The sequence below is a fragment of the Prochlorococcus marinus XMU1411 genome (assembly GCF_017696075.1).
Taxonomy (GTDB): Bacteria; Cyanobacteriota; Cyanobacteriia; order PCC-6307; family Cyanobiaceae; genus Prochlorococcus_A; species Prochlorococcus_A marinus_V.
In genome coordinates this window covers 384898-398833 of sequence record NZ_JAAORI010000003.1, presented here as the reverse complement: position 1 = coordinate 398833, position 13936 = coordinate 384898, and the positions used below count along the sequence as shown (strand labels likewise).

General features: G+C 28.4%; 22 protein-coding genes. 15 read left to right on the top strand and 7 right to left on the bottom strand.

The window, feature by feature from the left end; translation table 11 throughout:
- The first annotated feature begins 35 nt into the window (after positions 1-35).
- Both HA145_RS03975 and HA145_RS03970 read left to right on the top strand, forming a co-directional pair.
- A complete protein-coding gene (locus tag HA145_RS03975) occupies positions 36-1286 on the top strand; it encodes a M16 family metallopeptidase (protein WP_209127952.1) in 1251 nt (416 codons plus the stop codon).
- Positions 1280-2500, top strand: coding sequence for a M16 family metallopeptidase (locus HA145_RS03970; protein ID WP_209127951.1), 1221 nt, complete (start codon positions 1280-1282; stop codon positions 2498-2500). The genes HA145_RS03975 and HA145_RS03970 overlap by 7 nt, the downstream gene beginning before the upstream one ends.
- Before the next feature lie 6 nt (positions 2501-2506).
- On the opposite strand, the gene HA145_RS03965 is transcribed toward HA145_RS03970, so the two are convergent.
- Positions 2507-2716, bottom strand: coding sequence for an NAD(P)H dehydrogenase assembly family protein (locus HA145_RS03965; protein ID WP_209127950.1), 210 nt, complete (start codon positions 2714-2716; stop codon positions 2507-2509).
- A 107-nt stretch (positions 2717-2823) separates the two neighbouring features.
- Between HA145_RS03965 and ftsH the strand changes: the two genes are divergently transcribed.
- Positions 2824-4737, top strand: coding sequence for an ATP-dependent zinc metalloprotease FtsH (ftsH, locus tag HA145_RS03960; protein ID WP_209127949.1), 1914 nt, complete (start codon positions 2824-2826; stop codon positions 4735-4737).
- Here ftsH and clpP read toward each other — a convergent pair.
- Entirely contained in the window at positions 4734-5324 is a 591-nt protein-coding gene (gene clpP / locus HA145_RS03955) for an ATP-dependent Clp endopeptidase proteolytic subunit ClpP (protein WP_308789006.1), read from the bottom strand. The genes ftsH and clpP overlap by 4 nt on opposite strands.
- A gap of 32 nt (positions 5325-5356) precedes the next feature.
- Here clpP and psb29 point away from each other — a divergent pair, with 32 nt between their 5' ends.
- Entirely contained in the window at positions 5357-6010 is a 654-nt protein-coding gene (psb29, locus tag HA145_RS03950; protein WP_209127947.1) for a photosystem II biogenesis protein Psp29, read from the top strand.
- Positions 6011-6153: 143 nt separating this feature from the next.
- Here psb29 and petN read toward each other — a convergent pair whose 3' ends face one another.
- Positions 6154-6255: a cytochrome b6-f complex subunit PetN gene (gene petN / locus HA145_RS03945; protein ID WP_011376303.1), complete on the bottom strand. Its 102-nt coding sequence runs from the start codon at positions 6253-6255 to the stop codon at positions 6154-6156.
- A gap of 115 nt (positions 6256-6370) precedes the next feature.
- On the opposite strand from petN, the gene HA145_RS03940 reads away from it, so the two are divergent.
- Positions 6371-6649 carry a DUF2103 domain-containing protein gene (locus HA145_RS03940; protein WP_209127946.1) on the top strand — a complete coding sequence of 93 codons (279 nt, stop codon included), beginning with the start codon at positions 6371-6373 and terminating at the stop codon, positions 6647-6649.
- Between the two features lie 260 nt (positions 6650-6909).
- Here HA145_RS03940 and HA145_RS03935 read toward each other — a convergent pair whose 3' ends face one another.
- Complete coding sequence (locus tag HA145_RS03935) at positions 6910-7179, bottom strand: hypothetical protein (RefSeq protein WP_209127945.1); 270 nt, start codon at positions 7177-7179, stop codon at positions 6910-6912.
- Positions 7180-7312: 133 nt separating this feature from the next.
- Here HA145_RS03935 and HA145_RS03930 point away from each other — a divergent pair, with 133 nt between their 5' ends.
- The 3 genes from HA145_RS03930 (at position 7313) to HA145_RS03920 (ending at position 8394) form a co-directional block, all read left to right on the top strand.
- Positions 7313-7750, top strand: coding sequence for a hypothetical protein (locus tag HA145_RS03930; RefSeq protein WP_209127944.1), 438 nt, complete (start codon positions 7313-7315; stop codon positions 7748-7750).
- A gap of 80 nt (positions 7751-7830) precedes the next feature.
- Entirely contained in the window at positions 7831-8007 is a 177-nt protein-coding gene (locus HA145_RS03925; RefSeq protein WP_209127943.1) for a hypothetical protein, read from the top strand.
- Between the two features lie 36 nt (positions 8008-8043).
- A complete protein-coding gene (locus HA145_RS03920) occupies positions 8044-8394 on the top strand; it encodes an alpha-2-macroglobulin (protein WP_209127942.1) in 351 nt (116 codons plus the stop codon).
- 308 nt (positions 8395-8702) lie between these two features.
- On the opposite strand, the gene HA145_RS03915 is transcribed toward HA145_RS03920, so the two are convergent.
- A complete protein-coding gene (locus HA145_RS03915; RefSeq protein ID WP_209127941.1) occupies positions 8703-8885 on the bottom strand; it encodes a hypothetical protein in 183 nt (60 codons plus the stop codon).
- Between the two features lie 139 nt (positions 8886-9024).
- On the opposite strand from HA145_RS03915, the gene HA145_RS03910 reads away from it, so the two are divergent.
- On the top strand, positions 9025-9219 hold the full coding sequence (locus HA145_RS03910) for a hypothetical protein (protein ID WP_209127940.1): 195 nt from the start codon (positions 9025-9027) through the stop codon (positions 9217-9219).
- Positions 9220-9233: 14 nt separating this feature from the next.
- Here the strand turns inward: HA145_RS03910 and HA145_RS03905 are convergent, their stop codons facing one another.
- The gene (locus HA145_RS03905; protein ID WP_209127939.1) at positions 9234-9440 is read right to left on the bottom strand and encodes a hypothetical protein; all 207 of its coding nucleotides are present in this window, start codon (positions 9438-9440) and stop codon (positions 9234-9236) included.
- Positions 9441-9575: 135 nt separating this feature from the next.
- Here HA145_RS03905 and HA145_RS03900 point away from each other — a divergent pair, with 135 nt between their 5' ends.
- A complete protein-coding gene (locus HA145_RS03900) occupies positions 9576-9749 on the top strand; it encodes a hypothetical protein (RefSeq protein ID WP_209127938.1) in 174 nt (57 codons plus the stop codon).
- A 51-nt stretch (positions 9750-9800) separates the two neighbouring features.
- Here HA145_RS03900 and HA145_RS03895 read toward each other — a convergent pair whose 3' ends face one another.
- Complete coding sequence (locus tag HA145_RS03895; protein WP_209127937.1) at positions 9801-10004, bottom strand: hypothetical protein; 204 nt, start codon at positions 10002-10004, stop codon at positions 9801-9803.
- 213 nt (positions 10005-10217) lie between these two features.
- Between HA145_RS03895 and HA145_RS03890 the strand changes: the two genes are divergently transcribed.
- The 5 genes from HA145_RS03890 (at position 10218) to HA145_RS03870 (ending at position 13936) form a co-directional block, all read left to right on the top strand.
- Positions 10218-10586, top strand: coding sequence for a CopG family transcriptional regulator (locus HA145_RS03890; RefSeq protein WP_209127936.1), 369 nt, complete (start codon positions 10218-10220; stop codon positions 10584-10586).
- A gap of 131 nt (positions 10587-10717) precedes the next feature.
- On the top strand, positions 10718-12037 hold the full coding sequence (locus HA145_RS03885) for a DUF2130 domain-containing protein (RefSeq protein WP_209127935.1): 1320 nt from the start codon (positions 10718-10720) through the stop codon (positions 12035-12037).
- A 97-nt stretch (positions 12038-12134) separates the two neighbouring features.
- Entirely contained in the window at positions 12135-12416 is a 282-nt protein-coding gene (locus HA145_RS03880; protein ID WP_209127934.1) for a translation initiation factor IF-2 N-terminal domain-containing protein, read from the top strand.
- An 84-nt stretch (positions 12417-12500) separates the two neighbouring features.
- Positions 12501-12914, top strand: coding sequence for a competence protein ComC (locus HA145_RS03875; protein WP_209127933.1), 414 nt, complete (start codon positions 12501-12503; stop codon positions 12912-12914).
- Between the two features lie 35 nt (positions 12915-12949).
- Positions 12950-13936 carry a ligase-associated DNA damage response exonuclease gene (locus HA145_RS03870; RefSeq protein ID WP_209127932.1) on the top strand — a complete coding sequence of 329 codons (987 nt, stop codon included), beginning with the start codon at positions 12950-12952 and terminating at the stop codon, positions 13934-13936.

Genomic DNA, 13936 nt, shown 5'->3' with positions numbered 1-13936 from the left:
AAAGTACCAAAATAGAATTTAAAGAGAGAACCGAAATGAACGTAGGAGATGTTAATTACTACACCCATTCAAGCAAAACTAGATGTGTGTTTGTGGATAATAAAGAATTGCCGCTTATAAGCATTGATATTTGGTGCAAAGCAGGTTCTTCATTTGAGGATGTTGATAAAAACGGCACTGCTCATTTTCTAGAACATATGATTTTTAAAGGATCTAACAAAATAATGCCAGGTGAGTTTGACCATAAAATTGAATCACTAGGCGGAATAAGTAACGCTTCAACTGGTTATGATGATGTACATTACCATGTATTAGTTCCACCCAGTAACTTTAAAGAATCACTTGCTCTTTTGACAAATATTGTCATTGCTCCAGTTTTTAATGCTGAGGAATTTATAAAAGAAAAAGGCGTAGTTATTGATGAAATAAAACAACAAAATGATCAGCCTGAAGAAAGACTATTTAATTATTTTTTGAAAAGGGTTTGGTTAAGTCCGAATTATGCCAATTCAATTTTGGGAACTGAACATAGTATTAAAAACTTAGAGATAAATGACCTTGTGAAATTTCATAGCAAACATTACACTACTGAAAAAATTTGTATTGCAATTGCTGGGAATCTCTCTGAAGAAATTTATAAAATTTTTGAAAAAAGTGATCTATCGGGCATAAAAGAAAGCAAAAAATTAATAAATCTAAAAAATATACCTTCTTTAAAAATCAGGAATGGTAGAGAGTCAGTTAAGTTTGATAATTTAGAGTTTTCAAGAATATTTATGGCTTGGTTTATCCCAAACCTAAATGATCAAAAAAATATTATTGGGCTGGAGATATTAGCGTCAATTCTCGCTGTAGGAAGAAACAGCAGATTAGTTAAAATTTTAAAAGAAGATAGTAATCTTGTTGAATCGGTATATGTAGATGTAAATGCTGGAGAATTAGGTGGTTTATTTATAATGGAAGCAAGTTGTGAGTCCAAAGATATTGATTTAGTAGAAAAGCAAATTAATAAAACTATAGATGAGATCTCAAATTGTAAAGCCTTGGCTTTGGATGAAATAAAAAAAGCAATAAATATTGTGAAAAGTAATTATATCTTTAATTTAGAGACATCTACACAACTCTCTTCGTTCTTTGGAAATGAACTTCTTTGGGGGAGAAAATCTTCAATAAATGATTTAGAGAGTCATTTAAAATATTGGAATGACTTAGATAACTTCAAAGAGATAACAGAATATATCCGTGGCGAGAAATTCACTTTAGTTGCATCCCCTAGTAAATGTTAAAAAAATATTTTTTAAATAATAAAAAAAGAAATTTTTCAACTGCTTCAATTTGGATTAAAGGGGGGAGTGATATGGATAGTACTGGCAAAAAAGGTATAAACAAGATCCTTTGTTCATTACTTACAAGAGGATGTGAGGGTTTCAATAATTTCACTCTTTCGGAGTATATTGAGTCCTATGGCGCAGAATTAAATCAAGAAATATTTGAAGATGGTATTTCAATAAGCATTAAATCCCTAAATGAACATTTCAGCAAATTATGCCCTTTATTAGATTTAATAATTAATAAACCAACTCTCTTAGAAATTGAATTTCAAAAAGTAAAAAAATCCTCAATTAATTTCTTAAAAAAAGATAAAGAGAATCCATTTAATATCTGTTTTGAAAACTGGAGAAGAATTGTTTACTCAAATCATCCTTATGCCTTTAATACAAATGGCAATGCAAATGATGTCTTAAAGATTACCTATGAAGATGTTTTGCTTGAGTTTAAAAATTTCAAAAGTCGCGATAGGTATTTAATTTCAAATAACTTAGGAATAAATGGAGTAAGTATAGAAACATTATTAGGGGAAAAACCCTTAGAAGAAAAATCAATAACTATAAATCACGATTTAAGTCCTAACAGTAGATTTGATTTCAATAATAATGATTCAAATCAAACAATAATAATGATGGGGAACCAAACTTGCTCGCGAAGAAGTAATGAATATTTGCCACTTAAGGTTTTGGAGTCATATTTATCTTATGGAATGAGCGCTGCTTTATTTAAACTTTTTAGAGAAAAACATGGTATGACTTACGATTTAGGTGTTTATTATCCTATTAGAAGTGGGAATAGCCCATTTTTAATTTATTTATCCGTATCTAATAAGCAAGCACTTTTTGCTTTTGAACTTTTGTCAACACTATGGAAAAATTTACTTTTTAATCCGTTGACTGATGCTGAAATACTTTTAGCAAAAGAGAAACTAAAAGGTTCTTTTCTATTAGGTAGTCAATCATTAGATGAAATTTTACAGAGAAAGATACAATTAATTAGTTATGGTATTTCACCAATCTCTGAGATCGATTTAAATTCAAAAATAAAGGAAATAACTTCGTTAGATATTCTTAAATTAACTAAGAAATATTTTTCAAAACCTTTTCTGAGTATTTCTGGAAATGAAAAAATATGTTTAGAAATTTCTAATAGGTGGGAGAAAAGCTTTTAAGTTAATTTAGTTTTTCTCAATCTTATCAATATCGATTAAAAACGAACCTCTTCTAAACTTTACTTCAACAGTATCTGGGGATTTGATTGATAGGATTTCCCCAATTTCATCAATTGCCACTAGATCAGGTGGTCTTAACATAGGCATGTTATCTGAAGTTTTAAGGTAAGAGACTGGCGCAATCAACTTAACCTTATCGTTAATTTGGTATTTCATTTATATATTAGATACACGCAAGGGTAGTATAAGCATAAACTTAGAGAAAAAATCAACGAAATGCATTGATTCATTCTACAATCTTAGAATCAACTTTCTACAAATTAATGAATCAGAAATTTAAAACATTAATTTTATGGGCATTACCTATACTTTTAGTAATAGCACTTTCTTATCAATTTTTATCTTCAAGCAATGTTGATTCGCTGAAATCTAATGGGACTACTGTTGCACCAAGAAATTCTGCTGTAGCAAGAGTTAGTTACGGCAGATTTTTAGATTACATTAATTCAGGAAGAGTTACATCTGTTGATATTTTTGAGGGAGGCAGAAATGCAGTTATAGAGACAATAGATTCAGATTTAGATAATAAAGTCCAAAGGTTACGTGTAGATCTTCCTGGCTTAACACCAGAACTTATAAATATCTTAAAAAACGAAGGGATCAGTTTTGATGTTCATCCAGTTAAAACAGCTCCTCCTGCATTAGGAATTTTGGGTAATTTACTTTTCCCAGCTATCTTAATTGGAGGTTTAATTTTGTTAGCAAGGAGGTCAAATGGTATGCCTGGAGGACCTGGCCAGGCAATGCAGTTTGGAAAAACAAAGGCAAGATTTGCAATGGAAGCTGAAACAGGAGTTGTTTTCGATGATGTTGCAGGTGTTAATGAAGCCAAGCAGGATTTGCAAGAAGTTGTCACTTTTCTGAAAAAACCAGAAAAATTTACTTCCGTTGGAGCAAGGATTCCGAAAGGCGTTTTATTAGTTGGCCCTCCTGGTACTGGTAAAACCCTTTTAGCAAAAGCAATTGCAGGTGAAGCAGGTGTACCATTTTTCTCACTATCAGGTTCTGAATTTGTTGAAATGTTTGTTGGGGTTGGTGCTAGTAGAGTTAGAGACCTATTCAAAAGAGCTAAAGAGAATAGTCCTTGTTTAATATTTATTGATGAAATCGATGCTGTCGGAAGGCAAAGAGGTGCAGGTATTGGAGGAGGCAATGATGAGAGAGAACAAACTCTCAACCAATTACTTACTGAAATGGATGGCTTCGAAGGTAATAGTGGGATAATAATAATTGCAGCCACAAACAGACCCGATGTTCTAGATTCAGCTTTAATGAGACCAGGCAGATTTGATAGACAAGTAACTGTAGATGCACCTGATATCAAGGGCAGACTATCAATATTAGAAGTTCATGCTAGGAATAAGAAACTTCAAGAGGATTTAACACTTGAAAGCATTGCGAGAAGAACACCTGGGTTTACTGGAGCAGATTTAGCAAATTTATTAAATGAGGCTGCCATTTTAACAGCTAGGAGGAGAAAAGACTCTATTAGTATTTCAGAAATCGATGACTCTGTAGACAGGATTGTCGCAGGAATGGAAGGTTCTCCGTTAACAGATGGAAGAAGTAAGAGATTAATTGCTTATCACGAAGTTGGCCATGCTCTTATCGGTTCACTGGTAAAAGCTCATGACCCTGTTCAAAAAGTGACTGTCATTCCAAGAGGCCAGGCTAAAGGATTAACTTGGTTTACCCCAGACGATGAACAAACCCTTGTTAGCAGGGCTCAATTAAAAGCGAGAATAATGGGTGCTTTAGGAGGAAGAGCTGCTGAAGATGTAGTTTTTGGAGAAGGTGAGATTACAACAGGAGCTGGAGGCGATTTCCAGCAAGTTGCTTCAATGGCACGCCAAATGGTTACCAGATTTGGAATGAGTAATTTAGGTCCGATAGCTTTAGAAAGTGGTAATCAAGAAGTTTTTGTTGGTAGAGATTTAATGACAAGAAGCGAAGTTTCTGATTCAATCTCTAAACAAATAGATGAAAGTGTGAGAGTAATGGTAAAAGAGTGTTACAAAGAAACTTACGATATAGTAAGCAAAAATAGAGAAGCCATGGATAGAATAGTAGATTTACTAATAGAAAAAGAAACACTAGACGGTGAAGAATTTGTAAGTATTCTTTCCAAATTCACCAAAATTCCTGAGAAAGAAAGAACGCCTCAGTTACTAAGTTAACCTTTAATAGGTTTCTTATCTAATACCAAATCAATTAAACCGTACTCAACAGCCTCCTTCGGTGACATATAAAAATCTCTATCTGTATCTTCTTTGATAGTGTCATAATCCTTTCCAGTTCTCTCTGATAGTTCTGTATTAAGTCGCTCTTTTAAGAACAGAATTTCATCTGCTTGAATTCTTATATCACTAGCTTGTCCTCTAGCTCCACCAAGTGGTTGATGAATCATTATTCTTGAATGTCTAAGGCTGCTTCTTTTACCTTTAGTACCTGCCGCAAGTAAAAATGCACCCATACTAGCTGCAAGGCCTACACAAACTGTATGAATGTCAGGCTTTACATGCTGCATTGTGTCAAAGATGCCCAATCCATCATATACGGATCCACCAGGTGAATTTATGTACATATAAATGTCCTTATCTGGATCCTCTGCTTCAAGGAACAATAATTGAGCAACAATTCTATTAGCAGTTTCACTAGTAACTTGCTCTCCCAAAAAGATTATTCTCTCTCTTAATAGTCTCGAATAAATATCAAAGACTCTTTCACTACCGCCTGATTCTTCTAAAACTAAAGGGATCATAATAATATTTATCTGTTTATTAGATATTAACGATATTGAGTCAACATACGCTAACCTTATTAAGGTTTACATATAAAAAATTGAAAGAAAAATTGACTGTTTCAGATAGCAAAAAGTTATTTCATGAAAAATTTCCTTACGTCATTCCAGGTTTATATAAAAGAATAGTTGATGAAATGCTTGTCGAACTTAATCTCTTAAACCATCAAAATGAATTTACGCAAGACTATCTCTTTTGTGTCGGTCTCACCGAAACATTCAAAGAATTAATGAAAGGATATCAACCTGAAAAACACTTGGATCTACTTTTTGAATCTTTATGCAGTTCTACAAATTTTGAGGCGAAGGAAATTAATGAAATATCTAAAAAGTCTCAAGAAGAATTCAAGGATAAAACATCTAAAGATATTTTAAAATTATTAATTGAAAAAAGTAATTCTAAACTTTATCCTTCAAGGATTTTGAACTTAGGAATATATATATTAATTTCAAACTCCCAAGATTTCAAAGAGAAAAATGAATCAGATAAAAATAAGATGAACTCTGATATTTTTGAGAAGTTAAGCTTATCTGCTAATAAAGCAGAAAAAGATATTGGAATCTACAAAAGCAGCATATCAAAAATGGAACAAGCAAAAGAATTAATTGAAGAGCTCAGAATTAAGGATAAGAAAAAAGAACAAAAATAATATTATCTATTTTTTTAATCTTTTTTTATCTTTCCAAGAGACATATGATATATAAATTACAGCTAATGTTATGAATATGAGTAAAACAAACGATGTTAAGATAAGAAATTTACCTAAATAGACTTCATAAGTTAAAAATGAAATCATATGTCAATGGAACCGTCCCCATTTCTGCCCCAAACAACCATGGCAATTGAAAAAGTAAAAATTGCAGCCAATGCTGCCCAACCTATTTGAAAGATCATTGAATTTAACTCGCTAACATAAATATAACAGAACTTCAAAATTTTTAATCATTTTAAAGCTAAAGTTAATTTCTCAGAAACAAAATTTTCTCAATAGAATAAAAATAAATCTAAATTGGGAAGATTAGTTTTAAATCATAGTACAAATATAGAAGGTCTAATTCCGATACTCAAAAAACTAGCACTGGACATAAATATCAAGACAATAACTCCAGCCGCTATTTCAAGAGCTAGGGGAAGATCTTCTAAATTGATAATTAGATTGTCAGTGAAAACTATAAACGGATATAAAGCAATAGCAAGAAAGGGTAAAACTGCCCAAGAAGTTTTTATTTCAACAGACTTAAGTAAAGATGAATTGAAAAAAATTATAGATATTTATAATATAAAGTAATTAAATTAAAGAAAATTAGAAAATATTCAGGAGAGAACAAATGAAATTGGTGTTAAATTTTTCTATGTTTTTATTGGCCTTTTTTTCATTTACTAATGAATCATTCTCACTTAATGACTTCCAAATAAAAAGATTTTGCAAAAAGGAGAAAAGGGAATCTTTATGCATCAAAAAATTAAAAGAGAAAAGAACTAATCTCCAAGAAGGAAAGCTAATTGAAATACCTGTAACACCTTTCAAAGGGTAATTAGAAATTGAATTTAAATTTCAAATTCTGATTCGAAGAGATTAAAGGCATTTTTATATTTTAAGAGAAGTTCTTCTGAATCATGATGGAATCCTTGCTGTTCATAATCTTCTTTTAATTCATCATATAAATAAACAACTCCATTAAAAGCACTCATATATTCCTTCTGTATATCTTCATCATCGATATCATAGATTTTAGCCAAAGCTAATTCTACATTTTTCTTTGATGAATATATTTTTTTTTCAAAATCTTTATTTAACTTCCTTCTTTTTTTTGCCATAAAAAAATTTTATTTCAAATACAAATTAACAATACTAATATTCATAGATAAATTAAATCAAAACTTATAAAATGAAATTATAGTTTCCAAATCAAAATAAAACCTCTACATTCTTATTAATTTATTCGATGATATGAATGAAAAAGAAACAAGTAATCTCAAAGAACTTAGAAACCAAAATTATGAAGCCAAGAAAATGAATACTTCCGTCAAATCAAAGAGAAAGGAAGATAAACAACTTCCATGGTGGGTAGAGTTTTTATTTGTTCAAATAGGATTACCAGATAGCATACTAATAAAAATATTAAAAACCAAAAAGAAAGCTAGAGAATTAGTAAAAAATGATAAGAAATCTTTAATCATATATTTATTTTTAATTATGGCATTGGCCTATTTTTATCCAGTTATTAGACATGCAAAAAACAAATTAAATTGCGAAGATATTGCCAAAGATTATATTATCAAGAATAAAAATATATCTAGAATTAGCAAGAGGGAATTAAAAATGTTATCAACAAATTTTTGTTATGGCGGTAAAGAAATATATGAAATTGAAAATTTTAAAAATTAAAATTTAAATATTCTCTACTAATAACCTTCTCAATATTATAATTATTACTTTAAGTTAAATAACATTTAGATTTTAAAAATATGACTGATATAAATCAAAAGAAAGAAAATGTAAAAATGCATTTAAAAGATTTAAGGCAAAACTTAAAGAAAATGCATTTAGAAGTTACGGAAGAATTAATATTACCCCAGCCAGATGATGTAAAAGAATTAATGAATAAAATGGATCAACTATTAAAATTAATAGAATCAAAATAAACTATACTTTAAATACTTGGAATAAAAAAAAAAAAAATGAAAAGAATAAAACAATTTTATAAAATATTTTTAATCACAATTTTTCTAAGTTCCTGCAGAACATCAATCAATAACGAATATCCCATAATTAATTCTGAAGAAAATATTAATGAGAATGTTAATTCAGAAAAAAAAAGAATGGAATTAAAATTTTCCTGTGGAGAAGATGGGATATCAGAATACTTAGATGATGGATGGATTATCTTAAAAGAAGATTCTCAAGAAAAAATTTGTACTTGGAAATCTGTTCCTGCATCAAAAGATTGTGATTTAGAAAAAGATAAAGGTTGTAAAATAACGAAGCCTGACAAAATTGGTGAAGAAAAAACTTATTTATTAGAAAAATAACTTCGTATAATGAATCTAAAATCAGAGTATCTTGTCGATTTAATTTACAAGAAATTAAATAACTATAAGTATAAAAAAATCTTTTTAGAAAAAGAATGTTTAAAGAACTTTATTTTTTCACTTTTTAAAGAAAAATGAATTTAATGAGAACTATAATGAAAACATTATAGTGAAATTTATCTTGAAGATATCATGTATAATTTATCCTTTTTAACCATTTCTCTAATAATAATATTTCTTGTAAGTCTTTATCTCTTGTTTAAATTTACCTCAAATAGTAAAAATTAAAAATAGTTCTTTAATCAATTTTAGATAATTGGGTCTTCTCTAAGTAATAAAACTTTATGATTACTTAAACCGTCATTAATCCATTCCTTGTATTCCTCTAAAACGCACTTTTTATTGGAATTATCTAGTAAATTAATTCTTTTTTTTGCGTTATCTAAAGCTTCTTTGATACAGAATTCATGATTTTTAAAATTTTCTTGCATTAGTTTTTTTTTTAATTTTATTAAAAATAATTCTGCATTCTGTATTGTATTTAACATTAATTAGCCTTTATTTGATAAGGGTATCAAGCAATACGGAACAAATTTTTGTATATTTGTGATAATAAAATTTTTAATTATCATGTCATACGAAGCAGGTAGCAAAGAATGTAGACATTTAATAGAAGCTAAAGAAAGCCTTTTATTAGCAATGGATGCTTTAAGCAATATAAATTCTACTGATTTAATACAAATGCAAATTAAAGAAATCTATAATAAATTAGAGCAGATGCATGATAATCGCAAAGAAATAGAATCTGCTACTAATTATTTATAATTTATTTTATTGATTCAAAAGTTCCCAAATTGGCTATTTATTTTCTTAACATTTTTATCTGATAATAAATCAAGTAATGCATCTAACTGTGCATGTACTTCCTTAGCTTCACTAAGATCTGGCAACAAATCTTCTTTAATAAGCATCTGATGCATTTCTCTTAGCTCTAACCTTATATATCTAAGGTGAGAACTTACTTCCTCTCTTTTGGTTGCACTCATATTTGCTTTTCATTCATTACATTATACAGTATTAAGTTTTTTTATTTCTTAATGAATTTGACTAAAAAAGAAATTATTAAAGTTCCCATAACAACTCAAAAATATATTAAAGTTTCTAAGTAGTATTATTTTTTCATGAAAAAGAAAAAATCAAAAAAAATCAACCCTAATTTAAATAAAAAAAATCAAGAATTAGGTCAAACTAAAAATTCTGCAAAATTAATACTTTTTGTATTTGGAATAGGACCAATAATTGGTATAACAATATTTTTGTATAGTAAAGGATTTTTTAATCCACCAAATATGTAATCTGAAGCATTGAAAAGTAAATTCAAATAATTAATTAATAAAATCGTATAATTATTTAAATTTTTTTAATGAAAATACCCTAAATTCTGCCATATTTTTAGCATTTTCTGGATTAGAAACCCAAAAAGGGTGTTCCGATAAAGCTTTTAATACCTTATCAATTTTTAATCGTAAATCATCACATTCAATTTTTTTCCATTCATCGTCAAATGACATCGCAAAGCTATCAGCATTGTCATAAAGTTTATCTTTCATAAGATCTCTAAATTTGAATTAAAAAGACTTTAAAATTTTTATCTAATATTAAATAGCTATTAGATATTTTATTTTAAAATAAAATAACTACTTAAGAAAAAGATTTTTAAAGTTCTTGAAATTATATTTTATTAACTTTATAAACAAAAACTTTCAATCAAATTCTGATAACATTTGACAAAAGTGTTACAATAACGGCATACATAATATCATATGGAAAATAAAGTTAAAAGAATAGGATATCTTCCGCGAAAAAGGGTCCTAGAAATTATTGATGAGATATCCAAAAGCGAATCTATTAGTAGATCTAAAGTTGTTGGAATTTTAGTAGAGGAAGCTTTAGATGCCAGAGGAATTGCAAATTTTGGTTATAGCAATATAAGCAAATCAAATTTATACAAATCAGGCGATTACAAAGAGGTTCAAAATGAGAATATCCATTTAAAGGAAGCTGAAGATGAATTTGTTGATGATAGTGGTTATACAGTCTCTTCTCATAAGAAATTAGATCGTTCAATATCCTCTGCAGATATTGAATTAGCAAATAAAATTAATATTCTTAAAGAATCTGGATTAATATAACTTCTATTTAGCATTTATTTTATTTTTTTGTGCATAACATAGAATCATTGTTTATTCTTAGTCAAGAATAATATTCTTTTTACTTAAATCGAATATGAAATCCTTTCTAATATTAATTTTGCAATTAAAAAATGAAAGAAATTAAATGTCCATCATGCGGAGAAACTTTCCGAATTGATCCAAGTAGCTTTGAAGAAATACTTATTCAAATAAAAGACGAAGAATTTAATAAGCAAATTAAAGAAAGACTTATACTAGCCGAAGAAGATAATAAAAAAGCTTTAGAAATTTTAAAGCGTGAATTAAAAATTAAGTTAATAGAGCAAAACCAGATTAAAGAAAATGAGATACAAGCACTTGAATCTAAATTAAATATTGCAGAGGAAAAGAAATCAAATGCTATTAACGACTTAAGAAATCAAGCAACAAATAAAATTAATTCATTAAATCATGAATTAAATAAATTAAAAGAGCAAATCAAAAACCAGTCTTTAATTTCAGAATTATCTTTAAAAAATAAAGTCAATGAAGCCGTTACTAATTTAGAGAAAGAAAACTCATTTTTAACAAGTTCCATTGAAAAGATGAAGCTTGAACAATCAATAAATGAAAAATTAATTGAAGAAAAGTTTAAAAACAAAATTAGTGAAAGAGATCTTACTATTCAAGAGCTTAGAGAGATGAAATCAAGATTGTCAACAAAAATGGTAGGCGAAACCTTAGAAATCCATTGTGAAACCCAATTTAATCTTAACAGGGCCACAGCTTTTAAAAACTCCTATTTTGAAAAGGATAATGATGTCACTTCTGGAAGTAAAGGTGACTATATATTTAGAGAATTTGATAATACTAATATTGAAATAGTATCTATAATGTTTGAGATGAAGAACGAAAGTTTAAATGGAACTAATAAAAGAAAGAACGAAGACTTCTTTAAAGAGTTGGATAAAGATAGAAGACAAAAATCTTGTGAGTATGCAGTACTCGTTTCGCTTTTAGAACCAGATAGTGAACTATATAATTCAGGAATAGTAGATGTTTCACATAGATTCCCAAAGATGTATGTTATTAGACCTCAATTTTTCTTGCCGATTATTTCTCTGCTAAGAAATGCATCTATGGAAACCTTAAAATACAAATCACAAATTGATTTAATGAAACGCGAGAATTATGACATAACTAATTTTGAAAGTACTCTTGAGCAATTTAAGAATGCAGTTGGTAAAAATGTTTCACTTGCCCAAGATAGATTTAATGATGCAATTACAGAAATTGATAAATCTATAACCCATTTGCAAAAAACTAAGGAGGCTTTAATTCTCTCAAAAAAACATCTTTTATCTGCTGACAGCAAATCGCAAGATTTAACAGTAAAGAAATTAACTAGAAATAACCCAACCATGAAGAAGAAGTTTAATGATTTAAATAATTTCGAAGATGAAGTAGCCTAATTAAACAAAAAATCATGAAATTAATAATAGTTAAAATATTTTTTATTTCTAATTTATAAATATATTATTAATAATAACTTCCATAGATAAGGAAATAATGTCTATCAACACTCCAATTTTTACTATTGCCAAAGACCTTAATGTCGAAAGTAACAGAATATTATTAGCCTGCAAGAAACTTGGAATCAACGCAAAAGGTGCTACAAAAAGATTAAATAAACAAGAATTAGAAAGAATTAAAAGTTATTTTGAAACTGGCAAAAATGTTTCAGATGAAGTGATCAATTTAAATAAAGTTAAAAGCAAAAGCAGATCTAAAAAAATTGAAGAAAAGTTAAAGGTAAAATATTTTGCAAATAGACTTATTCGCAAATCTTAAATAAAAATAATTTTTTCTACTTACTTAAAGTAATAAGCCACAGAATAAAAAAATAATAATTTATCATAAGTAAAAATACTTAAAATGAGCATAAAAAAAATTTTAAATTCTCTTGAAAAATCCTGGGAAAGAGATGATATTCTTTTAAAAATAAAGAATGGTTTTAATACGGATAGGATTATTAATGAATTTATAAAAAACAACGAGATACAAATTAAAGAATTAAATACTTTATTAAGACCAGAAGATATTGATTTATTAAATCAAGTAGAACAACTATCAACTTGCGAATCTAAGTTAATAAATAAGATTAAAGGTTTAAATTACTTAGAAAATAATGAAAAAGATCACATAATAAATGGGCAAAAGATTTTGCCTTCTAGTAGATTTTCTTTTGACAGCATTAGCTCATTCATGATCAATTGGAGCAACAAAGTTGTAGTTATTGCTTTAATAACAATTTCTGCCATAGCTTTGTCAAAACAAGCATGGACATAATTAGCTAAATTGTCTTCATTGTAAGAGATGGGGTTTTGAGAACTAACCGAGAAGATTTAATTAGACACAAAGATGAGAATCTTTATTGTGAACTTGCTGATACTTGGATTGATCCAAGTAAGCCAGTAAAAAGAGCATTAATAACCCATGCTCATTTTGATCATTTTACATTTGGCTGTGAAGAATATATTTCTACTACGGAGACTGCGATACTTCTTAAAGAAAGAGTTGGAAATAACATAAAAATTAAGGCTTTTGATTATGGAGAAGAATTTAAGATAAATGGGATCAGTATTTCTTTTCATCCTTCTGGTCATATCCTTGGATCTAGTCAAATAAGATTTATTTTTGCTGAAGAAAAATGGCTAATTTCAGGTGACTTTAAGCTTCAAAAAGATGAGACTTGCAAACAATATGAAATAGTAAAAACTGATTATTTAATAAGCGAGTGTACTTTTGGGTTACCAATCTTTAAGTGGGATGAAACAAAAAAAATAGCGAATGATATTTCAAAATGGATAACAAATTCACCTGAAAAAACTTCTTTACTTTTCTGCTATTCACTTGGAAAAGCTCAGAGATTGTTAAACGAAATTAGTCAAACAAATTTTAGAGGTGATATTTATTCTCATGGTAGTATTCATAAAATAAACAATAGTTATAAAAATCTAGGAATAGATATTATAGATACTATAAAAATCGAAAATAAAAAAAAGATTGATCAACTTAAAGGAAGTTTAATATTATTACCGCCATCTTTAAGTAAAGGCTCCTATCTAAAAAATTTCAAAAATATTCAAACAGCTTTTGCGAGTGGATGGATGTCAATAAGAGCCCTAAGAAAAAGATCTGGATATGACAAAGGATTCGCAATTTCAGATCATGCCGATTGGGATGGAATTCTGGAAGTAGTAAAAAAGTCTGAAGCAAAAAATGTATTTTTTCATCATGGCGATTTTGAAGCCTTAAGTAAATATTTAATTGAAAAGGAATCAATAAATGTTCTTTCCTTCAGTAAATAA